Source organism: Desulfurispirillum indicum S5 (assembly GCF_000177635.2).
Lineage (GTDB): Bacteria > Chrysiogenota > Chrysiogenetes > Chrysiogenales > Chrysiogenaceae > Desulfurispirillum > Desulfurispirillum indicum.
On sequence record NC_014836.1, the window covers coordinates 1047494 to 1069198 of the forward strand.

Here is a 21705-nt window from a genome sequence, read left to right on the forward strand (position 1 = left end):
TCAATGTTGAAAAGAAATGCCATGCGCATCTTTTTCTTTCTCTCCTGCATCGCCTACGCCCTTATTCTGGCCCTGAACTGGAACACTGGCGTATAGGCCCGACACAAGAACACGAAGCCTGCGGATACACCATCAGCAGGCTTTTTTTCATGTCTACCTGCGCTCAAAATCAATGCGCGGATCAATGAGCATATAGGCAATATCACCCACGAGTTTCAAGAGCAGGCCTATCAGGGTGAAAATATACAGCGTACCGAAAATCACCGGGTAGTCACGACTCATAACCGCTTCAAATCCCAGCAGCCCCAACCCATCCAGCGAAAAGATAATCTCGATCAGCAGCGACCCCGTCAAGAAAATACCCAGAAGAGCTGCCGGAACACCGGCAATGATGATGAGCATGGCATTACGAAAGACATGTCCATAGAGAACACCTCTTTCCGTCAATCCCTTGGCACGTGCCGTCATCACATATTGCTTGTTGATCTCATCCAGAAATGAATTCTTGGTAAGCATCGTCATAGTGGCAAAGCTGCTCACGACAGAAGCCAGTACCGGCAGCGTGATATGCCACAGGTAATCGCCCACCTTCCCCGCCAAAGAGAGGTCATGGAAATGTGGTGATGTCAGCCCCCGCAGGGGAAACCAGGCGAAGTAACTGCCTCCGGCAAAAAGCACTATCAGGATTATGGCAAAGAGAAAATTCGGGATTGCGTAACCGACGACAACGACTGTACTGCTCCACACATCAAAACGACTGCCGTGTCGCAGCGCTTTGGCGATACCCAGGGGGACGGAAATGGCATAGGCAAGCAACGTTGTCCACAGACCAAGAGTTATGGAAACCGGCATCTTTTCAATAATCAGCCCCATAACACTCTTTTCGCGATAAAAACTTTCGCCGAAGTCAAAGACCAGGTAACTGCGGATCATGATCCAAAATCGCTCATGGGCTGGACGGTCAAATCCATATTGCCGCTCTATGCGCCGAAGAAGGTCGGGATCTATCCCCTGAGCACCACGGTACGCCGTGGAATCGGCGCGAAAAACCTCCGAGCCACCGGCATCGCCCCGCCCCATGCCAATACCTGTTTCGAAACCGTGCAGCTGAGCCATGGCCCGCTCAACCGGCCCACCAGGTGCAGACTGAACTATAATGAAATTCAACAGCATTATGCCGAAAAGGGTCGGGATGATCAGCAGCAGACGCCGCAGAATATAGTGAACCATGTCAACGTTGACGGCTTCCCCTCTGGCGCGTGATGGTGGCAGACTTCTCCGGATCTACCCACCAGGTATCAAAAGCCAGGTCGTAGGGAGGATTTTCGGAAGGTTTCGCAAACAGATCCCAGTAGGCAACCCGATAGCTGGTAATATGCCAGTGCGGGACGACATAGTGACCCCACTGCAGCACGCGATCGAGGGCGCGAGCGCTGACAACAAGTTCTTCGCGATCCGATGCCGCGATAATGTTTTCCACCAGCGCATCGACCACCGGGTCCTTGATACCAATGAGATTACGGCTCCCCTCCTGATCCGCAAAGGCTGAATGCCAGAAATCCCGCTGTTCGTTCCCCGGCGAGGTCGACTGAGGAAAAACCGCGACCACCACATCGAAGTCGAAGGAGCGCACCCGATTGACATACTGAGTGACATCGACAACGCGAATACTGCTTTCGATGCCCATTCGTTCAAGATTACGCCGATATGGCTGAATAATCCGCTCCCAGATTGTGTCAAAAATCAGAAACTCGATATCCATGGTGCTACCGCTGGAACGGTGTGTCAGGCGCCCCCCCTGAATCTCCCAGCCTGCCTGCCGCAACAGCGAGGACGCAATGCGCATATTATCGCGGATGGCTCCAGACCCATCGGTTTCGGGAGCGCGGTAAACCTGGGTAAACACTTCATCGGGTAACTGCTCGCGCCACGGTTCAAGCAGCCGCAGTTCTGCCGCACCGGGCAAGTCGACAGCAGCCATTTCGGAATTGGAAAAATAGCTGTGGGAGCGAGCATACGCGTTATAAAAAAGGTTCCGGTTTGTCCATTCGAAATCAAAGAGATAGGCGAGAGCCTGACGCACCCGGGGGTCAGTAAACATTGGTCGACGAGTGTTCAAGGCAAATCCCTGCATGCCCGTGGGGTTTCGGTGTGGCAGGTTCTCGCGCTGAATCATCCCCTGCCTTACAGCGGGAATACTGTAGCTGACGGCCCAGTCCTTAGCGTTGTTTTCAAGGCGGAAATCATAGGCTCCCGACTTAAATGCTTCCAGGGCCACATTACCATCGCGATAATAATCCACGGTTATGGCATCGAAATTATGACGGCCTCGTTTGATGGGATGATTGCGTGCCCAATAGTCTTCCACCCGCTCATAGGTTATGGAACGCCCGGCATCAACGCGGGCCACGCGATAGGGACCGGAGCCCAGCGGAATTACCGTGGAAGATCGGCTGAAATCCTTGTCTTCCCAGAAGTGTTTCGGCAGAATCGCTGCCTGGCCGACGATCAGCGGGAGTTCCATATTGCCGGCAGAAGAGAATTCAAAACGCACCCGTCTGGTTTCCACCGCCGTCACCGAGTCAATATCTCCATAGTAGGCCTGATAAAACGGGGAGCCTTGAGTGCGCAGTATTTCAAAGGTAAAGACGACATCATGGGCCGTGACCGGTTTACCATCGTGGAATCGAGCGTCAGGGTGCAGGATGAATTCTACCCATGAACGATCGTCGGGCAGAATGATTTTCGTGGCCAGTAACCCATACTCCGTGAAAGGCTCATCGGCTGAGCGCTCCAGGAGCGAGTCATAGACCAGCGTTATCCGGGAGTCCGCAACCCCTCTCTCAACAAAGGGATTCAGACTGTCGAAAGTGCCGACACTGTGCAGGGATATCCGGCCACCTTTCGGGGCGTCGGGATTCACGTAGGAAAAATGCCTGAAGTCTGCACCATAACGTGGCTCACCGTGCATGGCTATGGCATGCACAGGCTGCGGCTCAGATGCCTGCAGACTCAGAGGAACCAGAGTGGCACAAAAGAAGAGCGCCAGGGCGAGAGAATTTCCGGCAAGGCGCATCGCCCTGCCGGCAACATTGTGCACGTGGCTGATGTCGATCAGACACAGGCGGTACTTCATCGACCCAGGGCGACTATGGAGCGCAGCTGGGACAGCTTGGATTTCACCTGCTCCAGCGAGTTGACAGAGTTGCGCAGTGGCGCCCCGATACTCTGGGGAGTCGGCTGCTTCCAGGTGGCAATATCTTTGAGGGAGTTGACCACATCGCCAATAACCTGCATGTTTTTCTCGATCTCACCATTGTGCTCGATGAAATTCAACACTTCCCTGACTTCACGATCGCGGCTGATTTTCTTCGCCGCCTTGAAGAGGTTCAGGGTCAGCACCTCGTTGTTCAGAGGCTTCATCATGTAACTGGTTACCCCAAGGGCAATGAGGTTAAAAAGATAATCAGAGTCGTTGTGGGCAGAGGTGATGAATATTGCCTGATCGGGGTTGATTTCCAGAATCCGCCGCGTCAGCTCGATACCGTTCATAGCTGGCATATTGATATCCATAATCACAATGTCGTGTTTCTGGGGATTGTACTTATCCAACGCCTCCTGGCCATTGCGCGCAACCTCAACCTGATTGAAAAACTTCGCCAGAAAATCCCGGGTCATCTTCAACACGGTAGAGTTGTCTTCGGCGTAGAGCACGCCAAGCTTATCTGTATATTTTTTCAGCATATTAGGCGTAACCATAGTCCGAAAGCCTCCCCTTGTTGCATGTCTATCAACAGATACATTTTGGAAGATAGTGTATTCACCAGAGGCTGTCAATCCCAATCATCCTCGTTTGTGCGAAATAGATTCACTCCGCTGCCACAACCACGGAGGACTGAAAACAATTCATATGTGACTATGGGTTCTCTTTCTGCGCCGGCTGCGACAGGGCTGCGCCCTCCTCGCCACAGGCCAGTGAATTGATTTCGCGCTGACGGCCAATGCTCAGCGCCAGCTCCTCCATGGACTGCTGGCGTATGCGCGCCTGCTCGCCCTCATGCTTCCCTCGAATGCCACGTTCGCGCACAAGACGGTAAAAACCTGTATTCAAATGCCGCAAGACGCTCTTCAGCGCAGAAGCAGTGCGGGAGATGGAGATGTCAGCCAGAACCGAGAAGCTTGCCACGAAGAGAAAGGCATGGAGTATCACCGTGCCAGCCTGCCCCAGATACAGATGCGAGTAGTACGCGCTCACCTCTGCCAGCATTCCGCCAGCGGGGGTTTCAGCTGGGTACATGGGGTCGATCACGAAGATACTGCCAATGAAAGCTCCCTGGGAAACAAAGAGCAGCGGAACAGCCAGAATCTTACGCCCGATTTTGCGCTTTGGCCTCTGGCCTGACTGTTCGACAGGAGCTCGAGCCAGCAGTCGGTAGAGCACAAGGCCAATAAAAAAAGGAAGAAGCCAGCTGCTCACGCCCAGAAACTGAATCAGCAGATCCGCCAGATTCGCCCCAATCAGTCCACCCTTATTCTGAATCTCGGCAGCCACGTAAGGATAAAAGGCCTTGGAGAAGGTCGGGTCGTAACTATGGTAGGAAACGAGGCTGACAGAGATGTAGATTCCGGTCAGAAAGAGTATGATGCTGATCCAGGCTTTCATCGCGCTTGTGTCTCCACTACACCGAGAGTAAGAAAAGTGCTGCCGGAAACCGGCAGCCTATATCTCCGTTATAACCGGCAGAACCAAGGGTTCGCGGTCTGCTTTTTTCTTCATGGATTTACGGATAATGCGTCGCGCGTCAATGCGCAGCAGGCGCTGAGTCTTACCTTCCTCGTACGTACTGGAGAATATCTCCTTGATCTCATCTTCGATTTCCTTGCGGGTCTGGGCGGAAAGTTCAAAACCACTGGTCACCAGATTTGGACCGGAAACAAGCTCCCCATCCTTCTGGGAGATGGCCATGTGAACCACCGCGATACCCTGGCTGCCGAGGCTGCGACGATCCATCAGCACCGGTTCCTCGACTCCCTCCATGCTTGAACCATCGATAAATACCCGCCCGTTGACTTCTTCCGGAAGAACCTTCCCCTCTTTTTCGTTCAGCAACAGAGGCTGCCCGTTCTTCAGGATGAAGATATTCTGGTCTGGAATATTCATGGACTTGGCCAGCTCGCTGTGGAGATAGAGGTGGCGGTACTCACCGTGGATAGGAATGAAGTACTTGGGACGCACCAGATTGATCATGGTCTTCTGCTCTTCCTGATAGGCGTGACCGGAAGCGTGCACTCGACGGTTATTGTAGACAACCCGCGCTCCCTTCAGGAAGAGCTGATTCACCAGTTTCGAGACACTGCGCTCGTTGCCGGGAATCGTCTTGGAGGAGAAGATAATCGTATCTCCGGGCTTGATTTTCACATGGGCGTGTCCATCATTGGCCATGCGCGGCAGTGCCGCCAGGCTTTCCCCCTGGGAGCCGGTCGTGATGATCATGAGCTTCTGAGGCGCTATGCCCTTGGTGTCCTTGATGGGAATGATATCCTCGTCCTCGAAGTGCATATAGCCGGTCTCGCGGGCAATCCTGGTGTTATTGAGGATACTGCGGCCATCGAAAGCGATCTTACGGCCAAACTTCTTGGCAATATCCATGAGCGTCTGAATACGATGAATGTTGGAGCTGAAAGCAGACACGATCACCTTGCCCTTGCAGCCTTCTATCTCTTCGTCAAGCGCCTGCCGCACCACCCCTTCCGTGGCCGACATGCCAACGGATTCCGTATTGGTGGAGTCGGACAGCAGGGCCAGCACGCCATTCTCCCCATAGCGGGCAAAAGAGGGCAGATCAATCACGCGTCCATCCACTGGCGTGTAGTCAATCTTGAAATCACCAGTATGGATGATGACTCCATGGGGGGTGTCGATGGCCAGCGCGCAGGCATCAGCGATACTGTGATTCACGGCAATAAACTCCACGCTGAAGTCATTGACATTCACCCGATCCTTGGCCGCAACCTCGATAATGGTAACGGCGTTTTCCAGATTGCGCTCCTTGAGGCGGTGGCGGATCATCCCCGCCACAAGCCGGGTGGCGAAAATCTTCAGCTTCGGCACCTGCCGAACCAGGAAGGGGATTGCACCGATGTGATCTTCATGGCCATGGGTGATAAACAGACCCTGAACCTTGCTGGCATTGGCGACAATGTAGGTGAAGTCTGGGATGACCACATCGACACCCAGCTGGGTCTCCTCCGGAAACATCAGACCACAGTCGACAATGATCATGTGCTTGCTGGTCTCATAACAGGTAACATTCATCCCTATTTCGCGCAGACCACCAAGGGGAGTGATTTTGATGCCATCGAATTTCGTGGCACCGGGCTGCCCGGAGGAGTTGCCCTGGGGCTGGCGCTGGGGACGTGATTTTGAGCCTCTTCTTGGGCTTTTCTCGTTTTTTGGCTGTGACATTGCGTACCTTTACCATAAATTTTGCGACGAAAGATCGTCTGTAACGGGAGCTATCCCGGAGTTTCCCGGTCAAGGGTATGTGAGCGCAGCTCAAGTTCGCGACAATTCAACCGAAAAGCAATTCAAGGATGAACTTAACTGGAAAGGAGATACGAGAGCTTCATGAAGAATACCCCTCGCCCCTCTCTGGTTCCTGTGTCTGACGACCTGTGGGAACGTGTCCGACCACTGATACCGCCACATACCGGTAAAAAAAAGCCTGGACGACCTCGCATGGATGACCGTCAGGCATTCAATGCCATACTCTATATCTGCTCTACAGGCTGTGCCTGGAAATCTCTTCCCAAGGAGTTCGGCGCCTCCAGCACCGTTCACGACCGCTTTCAGTACTGGAGACAATGCGGCCTGATCTTCCGCCTGCGTCAGATGGGCATACTGCCGCGCCAAGGACCAGCTGCAAGCTGTTCACGCCAGTTCGCGTCTTAACAGCTTGCTGAAGTACCTCAAAATACGCAGGCAATTGAAAAATGCTCAGGTGCAAGGCGCTCGCGGAGCGAGGAAGAAGCGTACTCCCCGTACGTTGCAGTGACGCGCGACTGCGAGCAACGCCGCAGATGAGGGTTTTTCAGCAGCCTGTTAAAGTCCCACTGACACTTTCCCTGTGAACTATACACGAACCCATAGGCTCTCACAACCTGCAACCACTGCGCCATGGAAAAAATCTGCAAGGGAATCCAGAGAGAATGTGCTATATTGCCAATAAATCAGAAAATTGATACATTTTCCCCGTAAAATCCCAGGGACAGCACCACCGCCAACGCACCAACACAGGAAGGCTACTTGTGAAATCGGCACCCAACAGCCTCGAATCGCGCATCCAGGAGTTGCACAGCGACTACACTAACCAGCTGCCAGGAAAAATCAGTCGCATCCAGATTGCCTGGAACAATATCTGCGAACAGGGCTGGTCAGAAGAGCACACCAGCACCATCAGCACCATATGCCACGGACTGGCCGGCTCCGCCAAAACCTTCGGGTTTTCCGCACTCAGCAAAAGCGCCCGCGTACTGGAAGAGCTCCTCGAAGAAACGCAACGCTCCCAGGGAACCCAGCAAGAAGCCCTTGCCACTCAAATCAGCCAGATGATGCACACTATCGCCCACCACGCTTCCCGTCCGGATCGGCGCCAAGGTCTCTTCAGTCGTATTACCATGACCCAGCAGACCGAACCGCAGCCAATTAACCGGACGGTCGCCATCGTCGACAGCGACCGGGAATTCGCCACGAACCTGGCCACCCAGATGGGTTACTTCGACCTGCAGGCACACACCTACACCAGCACCACTGCCTTCTTGGCCGACCTGAACGAGACCCTGCCCGGCATCCTGGTCATCAGCGCCCAACTGAGTAAAGGCAATGGAATTGCGGTGGCCAGTGAAGCTGCCAGTCGCCTTGCCGAGCGCCCACGCATTCTGATCAGCTCTGACCTGGATGACATGAAACTTCGACTGGCATGTGTCCGCGCCGGAGGTGAAGCGTTTCTGGTGAAACCTTTCGAAGCCACTCAGGTGATCGCCCTGATCAACAAAACCGACACCTGCCCCAGTAAAGAGCCCTACCGGGTCATGGTCGTGGACGACTCCCTCACCATGTCCCAACTCTTTACACTGACCCTGGAACAGGCCGGCATGGACGTGCGCACAGTAAATGACCCCATGGACATGCTCAACGTCATGCTCGACTTCCATCCTGAGCTCATCCTGCTGGACATGTACATGCCCCAGTGCGATGGAGACGACCTCGCGAAAGTCATCCGCCAGCACGAAGCCTTTTTCAGCACCCCCATCGTCTTCCTGTCAGCGGAAACAGACTTTGAACGCCAACTGAGCGCCCTGAGCACAGGCGGCGACGACTTTCTCACCAAACCCATAGAACCGGCACATCTGGTGCAGGCCGTTTCCAGCCGGGTGCAGCGTTCACGCCAGCTGCACTCCCTCATGGTGCGCGACGGACTCACAGGGCTGCTCAACCACACGGAAAGCAAACGTCAGCTGGATATCCTGCTGGAGCGGGCCAAACGCGCCAACACACCACTGTGCTTTGCCATGCTGGATATCGATCACTTCAAGCGGGTAAACGACGCCCATGGACACCCGGTTGGCGATCGCGTCATCAAGAGCCTTTCCCACTTCCTCCAGCAGCGCCTGCGGAAAACCGATGTGGTAGGCAGATATGGGGGAGAGGAGTTTGTGATCATTTTTCCGGACACTACGGAATCTGACGGACAGCGCGTCATGGAAGAGCTGCGGGAAAAATTTGCCATGGTAACCCACCACGCCGGGGATCAGTCCTTTCAGTGCACCTTCAGCTGCGGCATTGCCACCTTCCCCCACTTCAGCAATGCCACGGAAATAGTGGACCGCGCCGACCAGGCCCTGTACAGCGCCAAAAACCAGGGGCGCAACAAGGTGATTGCGGCAGCACACCGCTGACACCACCAGCTTATTCCGGTATCCAGCAGCTACTGCCCAGGCTGAAGCTGCTTCAGCAGGCCCAGCAGATCCTTTTTCATGATAGGTTTCGCCAGCACCCCATCGGCACCAGCCACCTCGTCAGCCTCATCCCAGAAGCTGACCACCGCCAGCGTACGACATGAAACTGAACTCTCCCCGATGACTTTTATCAGACTGCGAATAAGCCCAACGCCAACGTTGAGAACGACAATATCAGGCTGCAGCTGTCGCACCGCCTGCAGACATCCCTCGGCATCAGCGACCTGGGAGACTTCCTGCACCAGTGAGCCGATTATCTTGGCCATGAAACGGCGGCTGTCTTCCTCGCAGTCCACAACCAGTACATGACAATTCATCTTCTTCTGCTTCTGCACGATATTATTTCTCCGAGTAACCTTCGGTTAAACTTTCCCATATCTCATCAATTAGCTACGAAATCATCATAAACTGGCACTATAACGCACTAACCCCAGTGCCTTCGCGTGGCAAAAAGCTTGTGATTTTCATTGGCAGAAATGCTAGAATTCATACAAGTAAAGCTTAGATTAAACGCAATTTTTCGCACGCCGACTTAATTTATTACTCACTGAATTATGTTTTTAGTTATTAAATGTACAGATAGCACTAACGTCCATATCTGTCAACCGCAATGTCAATCAGTTTCGCCAACGCAACAGCAGAACATCACAGGCATCAGCTACTACCCCAACCCAATACAGCTCAGGTGCACACATGGATTCATTCAGTAAAGTCTGGGAACGGATACAAAGGGTGACCGGCTGGAAGACACAGGCCGAACTGGCCAGCGCCCTTGACATCAGACAGGCATCGGTCTCAGGTGCCAAACAACGTGGCAGCATGCCCCTGGAGTGGATATACACTATTGCCAGGAAGTACAATACCAGCATGGACTGGCTCCTGAACGGCGAAGACGTATCACCCGGCTTCAGTGGAGAGAACAGTCAGCAACATATCAGCCTGCCGAAATACAGCGTCGTCCACGCCCAGTCTCCCGAAAAGTGTGATGCCAGCAAGCTGCAGGCGTCACATCTGACCTTCTGTCAGGACTGGCTGCAGACCATGGGTCTTGACAAGGAGGCACTTATCCTGGTGGAAGTCTGCGGCGACAGCATGGAACCGACCATCTACGCCGGTGACATTCTCCTGGTTGATCAGCGCTTTCAGAAAGTCGGCAACGATGGGATCTATATCCTGCGTTTGCACGGGGAGCTGGTGGTAAAACGCGTCCAACGCCTGATCGACGGCTCACTGCGAATCATGAGCGACAACAAGGCGTACATGGATCAGACCATCTCCGCTGAACTCAGCGAGCAGGTCTGTGTGGTAGGGTTTGTGGTCTGGCGAGCCAGCCAGACCCTGCGTTTATAACGTCACTTTCGCACCTCCGAAACGGCAGTTTTTTGGCGCCGACCCTGATGCCATGCAGTAATGGTGAAAATGGCTCTGCACAGACTGCGTCTCTTGACATTGCCCTCACCTTGTTTATGAGTTTCTTTTGCCACTTTTTCCCCGCAAAAAGTGGCTGGGAAGCGGCCCCAGTGCTGTCCTTTTCAGCCATCCGCTTGCCTGGAACTGGGGACCGCAAACAACCACCCTCCGTGGCTTTGGGTTTGCGGTTGCCGCCCTCGTGGCGTCAACCCTGCGGGTCCATAGCGTTATGCAGGCAATTGAAAAGCTCTCAGGTGCAAGGCGCAGGCAAGGTGAGAAGTGAGGCGTACTTCCTGTACGTCGCAGCGACGAGCACTGGTGAGCAACGCCGCAGGTGAGGCTTTTCAGCAGCCTGTCAAGGCAGGTTTCTCGCCAAGCCGCGAAGTCGCCAAGGAAAAGCAGCAACGAGCGACTGCTCAAAAACGAAGAGATTTTCACACAAAGCCCACAAAGGCGCAAAGAAAGGCAAAGGGAAAAGCAGTTTCCACCGCGAATGAACACGAATATGCACGAATGGGGAAATTTCACGCAAAGACTGTGGGGAGGGGAAACCGGAAGAGCTTAACCACGGAAATCACGGAAGACGCGGAAGTTACCGCGAATAGACGCGTATAAACGCGAATGGAAAGGCAGGATCTCACGCCCGTTCGCTGCGCTCACTCAAGTCGCGAAGACGCAGAGAAAAATACAAGGTTAACTGATTTGGCTGCCCATCTTTTTTGCGTTCTCAGCGGCTTTGCGAGAGGAGATTGTCTTTTCTGAAAAGATAATTTTAAAGAAAGTGTCTTTCAATACCTCAAAACACACAGGCAATTAAAAAGTTCTCAGGTGCAAGGCGCGGGCAAAGCGAGGAGCGAGGCGTACTCCCTGTACGTCGCAGTGACGAGCGATGCCCGGCAACGCAGCAGATGGGGCTCTTTGAGCAGCCTGCTGTCGGATCTCCAGAACAGGCGAGCAGGCGAGCCGGATAAACGGGCGTTCGGGGGGCACGTTTTTGGGTCCTTTTTGGTGCGCCAGGCTAAGAACTTATCCATAAATTACGCCGATTTTCCTGTATGTGATTATGGCTGCCGCAAGACACGTCAACCCGTAGTGAGTGACCTCAAGCTTCTCAAAGCGCACATGAATCTTCCTGAAACGGTTGAACCAGGAAATAGATGCTTCCACTATCCAGCGCCTCGCCTTCTTTGATGGGTCACGCTTCTTGTCCTCGATCTCTTCTTTTCGCTGCTTTACATGGGGTATGTATCCGCGCTGAAGAATGCTGCTGAGCGCCTGCTTTCCCTTGTAGCCACAATCTGCGCAAAGATGCTGCTCCTGCTCTGCAGGCTTCTCGAAGACTACGCCATCAAGAACAGCTTCAAGCTGGCTCACATCATGCCGGTTCGCTCCGGTTACGACGATGGACAACGGGACGCCACGACCGTCCACCAGGACATGACGCTTGCTCCCGTTTTTTTCCCCGATCCGTCGGGTTCTTCCCTACGGTTTCAAGAGCCATTGGTGCTTTGTACATTCCGCCATCTATGCTTTGCCACTCCCAGGCAATTCCCTCCATCTCGTCATACTCAGCCAGCCCTTGACGCCAAATAGCTTCGAATACACCGGCCTTACTCCACTCAATGAAGTACTTGTGCACGGCACTGGCGCAACCAAACTGCTCCTTGGGTATGGCTTTCCACTGGCAACCGGTGCGCAGCACATAGACAATGCCGGAAAACGCCATTCTGGGGTCAAGTCGCTTCCGTCCGCCACCAGGCTTGCGTTTGTAGGTCTTGTCAGGATCTCTTTGCTGGATTGGCAGCAAAGGCTCAACTCTTTGCCAGAAAGCATCTGAGACTTCCCATGATTGCACTTTAGACATAAATCACCGCCATGAATGATCTCTCACTGAATCATTCTATAGCAAACTATCATAATGGTCAATAATTATTTATGGACAAGCTCTAAGTCTGGCCAATCTTGTAAGCAGAAAGGAGCTTACCATAGTATTTGTCTGTTTGACTATGTAGCAGCCGGGCGTGCATCGGAGTAATCTTCTGTACGAAGCCCCGTAACTGCGAAGGTGCGAGCCGCAACGCAAGTGAACTCGATTCGGCCTCGTTAGACCTAAGTGGTCTGATGAAGCAGCTGTACCTGTAGGCGAAGCAGATGATCTGTGTGTGCTTTCAGGTGAAGACAGCAGGAAAGCCGGATGCGGGAAATCCGCACGTCCGGTTTGAGGAGGGAGAGCAGGGTGAAACCTGCTCTCTACTCTACCGTGGTCAAAAAGGACAATATCCGTAAACGAAACGAGGAATACTCGATGAGTCAAGCATACAAAATCAATATAGTTTTTCGTGCGGCAAACATCAGGATAATTGTGCCTTAACTCGAGTCGACAAGCTGACGGCGTGTATTCCTACACGCAAGCAATACGTGTGAATCACCCTGATACGCAATTCATAAGAATCATCATCCTTGACATTACAGACAGGAGGAATTTTTCGCGATCTGTATCTTATGAATACGACACCCTTCAACGCCTTATTCAGGCCTGGAATTACTATGGTCTTGAAAACTGGAATTATGATGCCAATGGTAATCGTACTTACTCTCGTAGTGACAATGGCAGCAGTAACTGTCACGTGGATGCGGCCAGTAATCACCTGAAAAGCATCAGTGGAAATGATACAAGAAGTTTCACGTACGACGTTCTTGGTGGTGTCATTTCTCAAAGTTGAGCAGGTGGCAACCTAACATATGCTTATGGTCACTTCAACCGCAAGCAGAGTGTCATCACTCCACAAGGCACTACCACCTACACCTACAATGCCCTGAACCAGCGCGTGCGCAAAAGTGGAGCCGGTGGCAGTGTCAACTACATTTACTCGCCAAATGGCGCATTGCTGGGCGAGACGTCGGCCAACGGCACAGCACTCACCACCCAGTATATCTGGCTGCACGGCCAGCCCATCGGCCTGATCAAGGGCAGTACACTCTCCTTCATCCATAACGACCACCTGGGCCGGCCCGAAGTGGTGACCAACAACGGCAAAGCCGTGGTCTGGCAAGCAGACAACCAGGCCTTTGACCGCACGGTGCAGATTGACCAGATCGGCGGGCTGAATCTGGGCTTTCCAGGGCAGTACTACGATCAGGAAAGCGGACTATGGTACAACTGGCACCGTTACTACGATGCCACCACTGGAAGATATACCCAGAGTGACCCGATTGGGTTGGCGGGTGGGTTGAATACGTATGGGTACGCTCTTCAGAATCCTTTGAACTATGTTGATCCGATGGGGTTGCAGGTACTTATCTGCAATCGCAAAGTAGACGGATTTCCCTTTTTTGGCAACCATGCCTACATGTGGGACACCACGACAAATACGGCTGAAGGGATGCGGGGAAGTTTTGGGAGTGGAAAAATTTCTAATGAGAGGGGACGCTCTGGTGGTGATTTCTGCAATGAAGGAGAAGGCAGTGTGGGTAAAGAGGAAGAGATCATGAGATTTATGCGACAAAACCAGAACAATGGACTTTGGTTTCCCTTTATCAATGACTGTCATAGTGCCGTTCAAGCTGTTGTATTAAACTTCGAGTTAATATATCCCGGTGCACCAGGTGGCAGATTAGGGGCAATACCTTGAAGAATATAAGAATAAAATTCATCAAGTTAAAATTGCAATTCTTATTGTAGTATTCAGTTTTTGTATTGTGAGTATCGCTATGGTTAGTGATTATAATGAGCTGGAGTATTATGCAAAAATAATAGAAGATAGTATGCCGGATTCTTGGCGATTAATAAAAAAAATAACTGGTGTTATTCCTTATGGGCACTATGATGGTTTGGAGTATGATGGATCTAAGGGGATATTACTTTTACTGGAAGGAGATATTGATGTCATTTTTCATTGGAAGGATAAAAATGAAGTTTGGCATCGTGAAGCACTTGCTAAAGAGTCTCTAGAGATTTGGATTATGCCACCAGAATACCGATTGAGCTGGAAACGCTTTTTTGTAATGAAAAGTCTTGTGCCAGCCAAAGAAGTTTACTCTGATGAAAAGATAAGGGTGTATGGCTATACTTCTCACCATATCGAATCTCTTAAAGAATTTAATGAAATAGCCTCATCATTTCCCTCAATAACAACAGGTTGGCCAGATTCGCCTTATCATACTGGGGTTTTGTCTTGGGTAACTTGGAAAGAGGATATAAATCTGATAATGCGAGAGGCATTACCACCTACATCTACAATGCCCTGAACCAGCGCGTGCGTAAGAGTGGAGCCTGTGGCAGTACTCTTAATGATCCGTTGATAAGTATAGAAATTGGGTGGTAAGCATGCGTTCTTTGTTTCGGATAATTGCGATACTCATGTTTGTATGTATTGTGCCTGTGTATTCTATGGCAAGCTTTGTATTTCAGGAGGAAGGCCGTTATGCCTCTCCGAGAGAAATATGTGTTGTGCAGTTAAAAATATCTCCGAAAGGGGGTTTTTCCCAATTATTTATTGAAGACCATGTTGGTGGATTGGTGCATGTTGCAGATGATGTTACAGGGTTTTTATGGTTAGATGGAGGCTCCTTGATTTTTTCGTCGAGCCCAATTTATGGAAAACCTGGGGTATTTGAGTTGATATGTAGCTATGACGATCTTACTTTGATAACGCTTATGGCATCAGAAAATATATATTCAGCTTATCCAGATGGTGCAGACTACTTTGAGTTAAAGGAGATCGTTGATGGTAAGTTGTGGTTTTATTATGGGGCAGATGTTGAGACCATTGATTTTAATAATTTTCGCATAGAAGCTAATCTAAGGTGGTTAATGCTTAGCGAATCATGTTGGAAAAAGCGTCAAGGCGATAAATGCAATTTCAGATAATATGATGAGTGATGGTGCTGGAGTGATTAACGTAACAATTGGAGGGTGGCGGCAATGATAAAATAATTTTCGATATTTATTTTGATTGTATTTGCCTTACTGCCCATCCTGACTGTTGCCAGCAAGTGTGGGATATTCTTCAACCTAATGAAGCAGGCAACATTGTGGTGAATCGCTAATGAAAAAGAATTATTTATTATTCTATTTATTCGTTGTGATTAGTTTGTATGGCTGCGTGTATGTGGATGGCAAGACGCCGTCTAATCTTCAATATCTGGGGCAAAATTTTGACCAGATATACATGGACGATTATAAGTTATTCTGGAGGATCTTGCATGATGCAGCTAGCCGTGCACGCACCTGCCTGGACGTTAGTCAAACAACAGAATTTATCGGGTTGGCAAAGACGATGAGAGGAAATGCTGAGTTTAATGAGTTCCTCAGTGAAGAAATAGAAATGCTTGCCATAGATCAAACTGAGTGCTTTCTTTCTGCATGGCACAATGCCGATGAGCCAACCCAGGCAGGTGTATTGCGAAAGCTTAAATCACCTCTGTTTATCGAACCCACAGCTCTGTTTAAGGCTTTTAGGCCATTTGCTCATGGTAAATATGGTGAGATGGTAAGGTATTACTTGGAAGCGGTACCGTAATGTTGCGCCACTTTTGCAGTGAGCCAGAAATATTGGTTCATCCGGTTGGGGGAATTTCTCTGCATCTGACTGGAAGTCAGTTGGCTCAATCTACACCAGTTCCCCACAAGCTTCAATTGGCAAGGAAATGAACTGCCTGAGCAGCTTGTCTTTCGTTGAGTCGGAGCTTTTCACGGTGAAGCAGCACTCTTGCCAGCATTCCTCCCGAAGGCACTTGCTGTCATCCATGGCTCGAGTTTTTGCTGCTTGTCATCTGGGGCCGCTCTCGGAACACTGGCGCTCCTGCAGAACTTCAACTGTAGGACTGTGCATGGTTACGTTGAGTCTTTTGTGCGGCACTGTAGCTTTTCTTACATGCAGGGTGTCAGTGGTGCCAATATTGACCCATGCGTCCTTGGGTGCCGTGGCGAAAGCAGCGTCTATTCAGGACTTTGCGTAATCGGCGTGTCTGGCGTAAATCTTGCAAAATCACCTCTACGCAATCAACCGAACCGGAGGACTCCCATGAATCAAGCTGAAACAGAATCAACGATTGACCGCTACGCGACTTTCAAGGGTATCGACTGTGATGGCCGTGCCGGAATCCTTATGCAGCGCATCGAAAAACTGGCTGCAGATCCGCTAGCAGCCTCTCCATTCTGGGCCTATTTCCTCGCGAAACGCACCCCGCGTTCTGGCCCCAAACCGGATGACCTCTTTCTCATACACACCAACATCAACCAGCTCTATGAACTGTTTGAGCAGGCGGAAGATGAGGAGTCCCTCGCCATGCTGGAGTGGCTGGAAGAGCACTGCTGCTAGGAATGGCATAGCCAGAGAGCCTGTTTGATGGCCCCACGGTAAGCCATGGCTCAGGAAATCAGCGACAGCAGAGAGTATCCGCAGATTTGCAGCTTGTTCGGTAGAGAGTGGTTCCACCTGCAGTCAATTGCTTGCCTGGCTATCGTGCCTCTTTTCGGGGCGAAGGAAAGCGTCTGCAGCACAGGAGGGTTCGCCTGTCCTGGTTGCCACGACCATAATTTCATACTCGTCAAGCTCCAGGGGCCGCCTTCCCCAGTTTCCCGCTGTTCCGCCCCACATGTGATCCACCGTCAAGCCCGCGAGTTGAAAGAGCAGTCGGAGCTCTGTCCCTACGAAAGCGCGCTCACGCACGACAACAGCTGGAAGCCCCTCCCGTGGTGACATTTCCGTGGACTCCACCAGGGATAGAGGATGAAAGCGCCCCGCCGCCACATCCTCGTCGGAATAGGAGCGCAGCATGCGGGCCGCACTGAGGACCGTCGCCACCATCCGCGCCCCTGGCTTCAGGTTGCGGGAGATGTTGCACAGAATGGACAGCGGCTGCGCAATGGGGTCGTCCGTCTGGCTCAAAAGCCCCAGGGAACCCTCGCACAGGCAAATGGCAGCGTCAAACTGCTCTGGCAGGGAAAAGCTCGTGGCATCGGCATGCACCCACTGAACACTCATCCCGGCGTCTTTCGCCATTGTTGCCGCATTCGCCAGCATTTCAGACGACAGATCCAGGCCGGTGACACGGTAACCACGCTTCGCCAGCTCTCTGGAGTGCCGTCCTGTACCGCACCCAATATCCAGTATGGTGCTGCCTGCCGGAAGGTTCAGCTCATCCAGCAGGAAGTCAATTTCCCGCAGGGTGTCTTTCGTGAAAATATTCGAGTGATACTGGGGAGCATGGGCATCGAAGAAGGTCTCCCATGAGTTTTTCTGGGTCATTGTGATGTCCTTTGTGAGAGCAGGCTGCTGAAAAACCCCCATCTGCGGCGTTGCCTGCTGGAAGCTCGTGCGGAGCAACGTACAGGGAGTACGCTTCACTCCGAGCTTTGCGGGCGCCTTGCACCTGAAGGTTTTTCAATTGCCTGCCTGGTTTGAGGTGTTTCTGTAAGCTGTCAGGGATCAAGTGTGCCGTCAGATGCTCAATCTTCAAGCATCCCATCACGGCTTGTCCGTTTCCAGCCGAGTATTGGCGCTACCATAAACATGGTTTTTGTCGCGCTTGCCTACCGCGATCACAGATACCACTACGGTGTCGTTGCAGACCTGATATACCAGGCGATATCCAATGCGTTTGAGTTTGATTTTATAACAGTTGGGCATGCCGCTGAGGGCATCGGCAGGAACATGGGGCTGTTGCAGTCGGCTGGCAAGTTTTCTTTTGAGGGGTTCGCGAATACTGTTGTCCAGTGCGCGCCATTCGGCAAGGGCTTTTTCGTGAAAGCGCAGCTTATAGGTCATCGAGGCTTACCTCAATAAACGGCCCCTCTTGTCGCTCTCGTATCAGTAAAGCATCTTCGATATCTTCCAGACGCTCCAAAAGCCGTTCATAATAGGCCGCAGGCAGCAGGTAGGCTTCCGGGCGATTATGATTCAGGATGGCTACGGGGAAGTCCTCAGCCTTTCGCAGGATTTCAGCATAGCTGCGCTTGAGTTCCGTTACGCTCACCGTTGCATCTGCCAGGATGGATTCCATTTTACACCTCATTCAGTGTTTATTTTGGCTCCGAAATTCATGCCAATATATGGCGAAGCAGCGAAAACTTCAAGCGCTTGACGGGCATCATTGTGATATTTTACTTGTTATCTGTGGCCATGCGTGGTCCTTGTCTCATTGCTTTGTGCATTATTGAAACATTCGCCTAAGGACGTGCAATGCAAAATTTCGATGTGGTGATTCTTGGCGCGGGAGCTTCGGGCCTGATGTGCGCGGCCCAGGCGGGCAAGCGGGGCCGTCGCGTGGTGGTGCTGGATCATAATACCCAGGCGGGCCGCAAGGTGCTTGTCTCCGGCGGTGGGCGCTGTAATTTCACCAATGCGCAGCTGAGCGCGGGCCACTATCTCAGCCACAATCCCCACTTCGTCAAGTCAGCCCTCAGTCGCTTTAACCAGTGGGATTTCCTGTCTCTGATCAGCGAATACGGGATCAAGTGGCACGAGCGGGAGCACGGGCAGTACTTCTGCGATGAGAGTGCGGCACAGGTGGTGGATATGCTCCTTGCGGAGTGCCGTCGCTCTTCTGCCACGGTCATGCTGGGAACCACAATTCATTCAGTGGAGCGCCTTGAGGACGGGGCCTTTTCCCTGCACACTTCCCGTGGTGGCTACAGGTGCCGCTCACTGGTGGTGGCGACGGGGGGGCTGTCCATTCCTCCCCTTGGGGCCAGCCCTCTGGGATACCGCATCGCGGAGCAGTTCGGCCTGACCGTCAGGCGGCCTTCGGCGGGGCTGGTTCCCCTGACCCTGCAGCCCCAGGACAAACAGCGGCTGGCTCCGCTGTCGGGCATTGCGGTGGAGGCGACAGTGCAGGTGGAGGGTATTTCCTTCCGCGAGAATGTCCTTTTTACCCATCGCGGTCTGAGTGGTCCGGCCATCCTGCAGATTTCCAACTATTGGCAGCCGGGGCAGGCGGTAACGATTGACTGGCTGCCGAGTGCTTCTGTTGATGAGGTCATCGGCGAGGCGCGCGAGCAGCAGCCGAAACAGCAGGTGAAGACAGTGCTGACGCGCCTGTTGCCTGCGCGGATGGTGGCGGCTCTCTTACCAGTGGAACTGCTGGATACGCAGCTGGCACAGCTCAGCAGGAAGCAGGTGGAGCTTGTTTTCCGCCAGCTGCATCACTGGCAGGTAACTCCCAATGGCACGGAGGGGTATCGCACGGCGGAGGTGACCCGTGGTGGTGTTGACTGTGACGGGATTTCATCCAAGACCATGGAATGCAAGACGGTACCGGGGCTGTATTTTGTGGGCGAGGTGCTGGATGTGACGGGCTGGCTGGGAGGGTATAACCTGCAGTGGGCGTGGTCGTCGGGCTGGTGTGCCGGTCAGTTTGCCTGACCGGCTGAGGCATTGCCATTCTTTGTGTCTGAGGTGCAGCTATCATTCAAAATCTGTGGAATTATTCAGGATTTCCGAATACACGAAAGGCATTTTTCTCTCGCAAAGCCGCAGAGAACGCAGAGAAGATAGGTGCCCAAATTCATTCATTTGTATTTCCTTGGCGCTCTCAGCGTCTTAAGTGAGCGTAGCGAACGGGCGTGAAAACAGGGAATGTGATGAGGAGATCGGGAGTTTTTGCGGGCACTGCGTGAGGCCCTTTTCCCCTCTTGCTAAAAATGGGTGTCGCCAAAGGCGACACCCATTTGCATTCACGTGTATTCCCGCTCACTCGCGGTGAGCGATTGCTTTCCTATTCCCACTCAATGGTGCCTGGTGGTTTACTGGAAATATCGTACACCACGCGGTTGATGCCCTTGACTTCATTAATGATGCGGTTGGAAATGCGGGCCAGCACTTCGTAGGGGATGTGGGCCCAGTCGGCGGTCATGCCGTCGACGCTGGTGACGGCGCGCAGGGCGCAGGCGTTTTCATAGGTGCGTTCATCGCCCATGACGCCGACAGTGTTGACGGGCAGCAGGACGACAAAGGCTTGCCAGATGTGGCGATAGAGGTCGGCCATCTTGATCTCTTCCAGGAAGATGTGGTCGGCTTCCCGCAGTACGTCCAGGCGCTCCTTGCTGATTTCGCCCAGGACACGGATGCCCAGGCCGGGGCCGGGGAAGGGGTGGCGGTGGACGATTTCATCGGGCATACCCAGTTCCAGCCCCACCAGGCGAACTTCATCTTTAAACAGTTCGCGGAAGGGTTCCAGCAGTTTGAAGTCGATATTTTCGGGCAGGCCACCCACGTTATGGTGGCTCTTGATGACGGCGGAGGGGCCTTTGACGCTGACGGATTCGATGACGTCGGGATAGAGGGTTCCCTGGGCCAGGAAGTCAAAGGAGCCAAGGCGCTTTTTCACGTCTTCAAAGACATAGATGAACTCGTTGCCGATGATTTTGCGTTTTTTCTCGGGATCGCTGACTCCGGCCAGTTTCTGCAGGAAGCGATCCGAGGCGTCTTCATAGTGCAGGTTCATGTGATAGTGGTCGCGGAAGGTCTTGACGACCGCTTCGGCTTCATTTTTGCGCAGCAGTCCGTTGTTGACGAAGACGCAGGTGAGGCGGTCGCCGATGGCGCGGTGGATGAGCACGGCAGCGACGGAGGAATCGACGCCGCCGGAGAGGGCGCACAGCACGCTGGCGTCACCGACGGTTTCGCGGATTTCGGCTATTTTTGATTCAATGAAGTTGGTCATGTTCCAGGTGGGTTCGCAGCCGCAGATTTTGTGTACGAAGTTGGCCAGCATGGTGGCGCCTTCGTAGGTGTGCACCACTTCAGGGTGGAACTGGATGGCCCAGATGCGACGCTCGCCATTGCGCATGGCGGCGATGGGGGCGTTTTCGGTGTGGGCGATGGCTTCAAAACCGGGGGGGAGCTGTTCCACTTTATCGCCGTGGCTCATCCAGACGGTGCAGGTGTTATCGACGATATCCAGGTCGGCGAAGAGATCCTGCTGGTTGTCGATGAGAAGTTTGGCGCGTCCGAACTCCCGCTTGGCGGAGGTGGCGACACGGCCGCCCTGGGTGTGTCCGATGAGCTGCATGCCGTAGCAGATGCCCAGTATGGGCAGGCCCAGGTCGAAGATGGCTTTGTCGGGCAGGGGCGCTTCCTCGGCGAAGACGGAAGCTGGGCCGCCGGAGAGAATGATGCCACGGGCGCCAAAGTCGCGGATGATTTCGATGCTGGTGTTAAATGGCATGATTTCGCAATAGACCCGGGCTTCGCGGACGCGCCGCGCGATGAGCTGGGTGTACTGGCTGCCGAAGTCGAGGATGAGGATTTTATTGGAATCAATGGTGCTCAT

20 protein-coding genes are annotated in these 21705 nt (G+C 52.8%); 9 read left to right on the top strand and 11 right to left on the bottom strand.

The genetic code is table 11. From position 1 onward, the window contains the following. Window positions 1-153 precede the first annotated feature (153 nt). The 5 genes from SELIN_RS04975 to SELIN_RS04995 all read right to left on the bottom strand — a co-directional run bounded on the left by SELIN_RS04975 (window position 154) and on the right by SELIN_RS04995 (window position 6466). Window positions 154-1230 (bottom strand): microcin C ABC transporter permease YejB, encoded by a 1077-nt coding sequence (locus tag SELIN_RS04975; RefSeq protein ID WP_013505588.1) that lies wholly within the window; start codon window positions 1228-1230, stop codon window positions 154-156. A gap of 1 nt (window position 1231) precedes the next feature. Next, window positions 1232-3136: an extracellular solute-binding protein gene (locus SELIN_RS04980; protein ID WP_013505589.1), complete on the bottom strand. Its 1905-nt coding sequence runs from the start codon at window positions 3134-3136 to the stop codon at window positions 1232-1234. Next, window positions 3133-3759 carry a response regulator transcription factor gene (locus SELIN_RS04985; RefSeq protein ID WP_013505590.1) on the bottom strand — a complete coding sequence of 209 codons (627 nt, stop codon included), beginning with the start codon at window positions 3757-3759 and terminating at the stop codon, window positions 3133-3135. Before SELIN_RS04985 ends, SELIN_RS04980 begins: the two co-directional genes overlap by 4 nt. 157 nt (window positions 3760-3916) lie before the next feature. Further along, window positions 3917-4663 (bottom strand): DNA translocase FtsK 4TM domain-containing protein, encoded by a 747-nt coding sequence (locus SELIN_RS04990; protein WP_041725930.1) that lies wholly within the window; start codon window positions 4661-4663, stop codon window positions 3917-3919. 57 nt (window positions 4664-4720) lie between these two features. Continuing rightward, window positions 4721-6466 carry a ribonuclease J gene (locus tag SELIN_RS04995; protein ID WP_013505591.1) on the bottom strand — a complete coding sequence of 582 codons (1746 nt, stop codon included), beginning with the start codon at window positions 6464-6466 and terminating at the stop codon, window positions 4721-4723. Window positions 6467-6628: 162 nt separating this feature from the next. Between SELIN_RS04995 and SELIN_RS13815 the strand changes: the two genes are divergently transcribed. Further along, window positions 6629-6952: a transposase gene (locus tag SELIN_RS13815; RefSeq protein ID WP_083805927.1), complete on the top strand. Its 324-nt coding sequence runs from the start codon at window positions 6629-6631 to the stop codon at window positions 6950-6952. A 356-nt stretch (window positions 6953-7308) separates the two neighbouring features. Beyond that, on the top strand, window positions 7309-8958 hold the full coding sequence (locus tag SELIN_RS05005; protein ID WP_013505592.1) for a GGDEF domain-containing response regulator: 1650 nt from the start codon (window positions 7309-7311) through the stop codon (window positions 8956-8958). 29 nt (window positions 8959-8987) lie between these two features. Here SELIN_RS05005 and SELIN_RS05010 read toward each other — a convergent pair whose 3' ends face one another. Then, window positions 8988-9353: a response regulator gene (locus SELIN_RS05010; RefSeq protein WP_013505593.1), complete on the bottom strand. Its 366-nt coding sequence runs from the start codon at window positions 9351-9353 to the stop codon at window positions 8988-8990. 358 nt (window positions 9354-9711) lie between these two features. Here SELIN_RS05010 and SELIN_RS13820 point away from each other — a divergent pair, with 358 nt between their 5' ends. Next, window positions 9712-10368, top strand: a complete 657-nt coding sequence (locus SELIN_RS13820) for a LexA family transcriptional regulator (protein WP_013505594.1) — start codon at window positions 9712-9714, stop codon at window positions 10366-10368. Between the two features lie 1086 nt (window positions 10369-11454). On the opposite strand, the gene SELIN_RS14570 is transcribed toward SELIN_RS13820, so the two are convergent. Further along, a protein-coding gene (locus SELIN_RS14570; RefSeq protein WP_013506402.1) for an IS5 family transposase occupies window positions 11455-12292 on the bottom strand; the annotation gives its coding sequence in 2 pieces (ribosomal slippage) (window positions 11455-11886 and window positions 11888-12292; 837 coding nt in all). A gap of 964 nt (window positions 12293-13256) precedes the next feature. Here SELIN_RS14570 and SELIN_RS15420 point away from each other — a divergent pair. From SELIN_RS15420 to cowN, 5 genes are all read left to right on the top strand, one after another. Continuing rightward, window positions 13257-14060 (top strand): RHS repeat domain-containing protein, encoded by an 804-nt coding sequence (locus tag SELIN_RS15420; protein ID WP_041725933.1) that lies wholly within the window; start codon window positions 13257-13259, stop codon window positions 14058-14060. Window positions 14061-14139: 79 nt separating this feature from the next. Continuing rightward, window positions 14140-14676, top strand: coding sequence for a hypothetical protein (locus tag SELIN_RS15090; RefSeq protein WP_013505597.1), 537 nt, complete (start codon window positions 14140-14142; stop codon window positions 14674-14676). Window positions 14677-14755: 79 nt separating this feature from the next. Beyond that, a complete protein-coding gene (locus SELIN_RS15095) occupies window positions 14756-15298 on the top strand; it encodes a hypothetical protein (RefSeq protein ID WP_013505598.1) in 543 nt (180 codons plus the stop codon). 178 nt (window positions 15299-15476) lie between these two features. Next, window positions 15477-15950, top strand: a complete 474-nt coding sequence (locus tag SELIN_RS05045) for a hypothetical protein (protein WP_013505599.1) — start codon at window positions 15477-15479, stop codon at window positions 15948-15950. A 504-nt stretch (window positions 15951-16454) separates the two neighbouring features. Beyond that, window positions 16455-16751 (top strand): N(2)-fixation sustaining protein CowN, encoded by a 297-nt coding sequence (gene cowN / locus SELIN_RS05050; RefSeq protein ID WP_013505600.1) that lies wholly within the window; start codon window positions 16455-16457, stop codon window positions 16749-16751. Window positions 16752-16874: 123 nt separating this feature from the next. On the opposite strand, the gene SELIN_RS05055 is transcribed toward cowN, so the two are convergent. The 3 genes from SELIN_RS05055 to SELIN_RS05065 all read right to left on the bottom strand — a co-directional run bounded on the left by SELIN_RS05055 (window position 16875) and on the right by SELIN_RS05065 (window position 18435). Further along, window positions 16875-17681: a class I SAM-dependent methyltransferase gene (locus SELIN_RS05055; RefSeq protein WP_013505601.1), complete on the bottom strand. Its 807-nt coding sequence runs from the start codon at window positions 17679-17681 to the stop codon at window positions 16875-16877. A gap of 219 nt (window positions 17682-17900) precedes the next feature. Further along, window positions 17901-18200: a type II toxin-antitoxin system RelE family toxin gene (locus tag SELIN_RS05060; RefSeq protein WP_013505602.1), complete on the bottom strand. Its 300-nt coding sequence runs from the start codon at window positions 18198-18200 to the stop codon at window positions 17901-17903. After that, a complete protein-coding gene (locus SELIN_RS05065) occupies window positions 18190-18435 on the bottom strand; it encodes a type II toxin-antitoxin system Phd/YefM family antitoxin (RefSeq protein WP_013505603.1) in 246 nt (81 codons plus the stop codon). Before SELIN_RS05065 ends, SELIN_RS05060 begins: the two co-directional genes overlap by 11 nt. Window positions 18436-18614: 179 nt before the next feature. On the opposite strand from SELIN_RS05065, the gene SELIN_RS05070 reads away from it, so the two are divergent. Continuing rightward, window positions 18615-19796 carry a BaiN/RdsA family NAD(P)/FAD-dependent oxidoreductase gene (locus SELIN_RS05070; RefSeq protein ID WP_013505604.1) on the top strand — a complete coding sequence of 394 codons (1182 nt, stop codon included), beginning with the start codon at window positions 18615-18617 and terminating at the stop codon, window positions 19794-19796. Window positions 19797-20148: 352 nt separating this feature from the next. On the opposite strand, the gene guaA is transcribed toward SELIN_RS05070, so the two are convergent. After that, window positions 20149-21705: a glutamine-hydrolyzing GMP synthase gene (gene guaA / locus SELIN_RS05075; protein ID WP_013505605.1), complete on the bottom strand. Its 1557-nt coding sequence runs from the start codon at window positions 21703-21705 to the stop codon at window positions 20149-20151.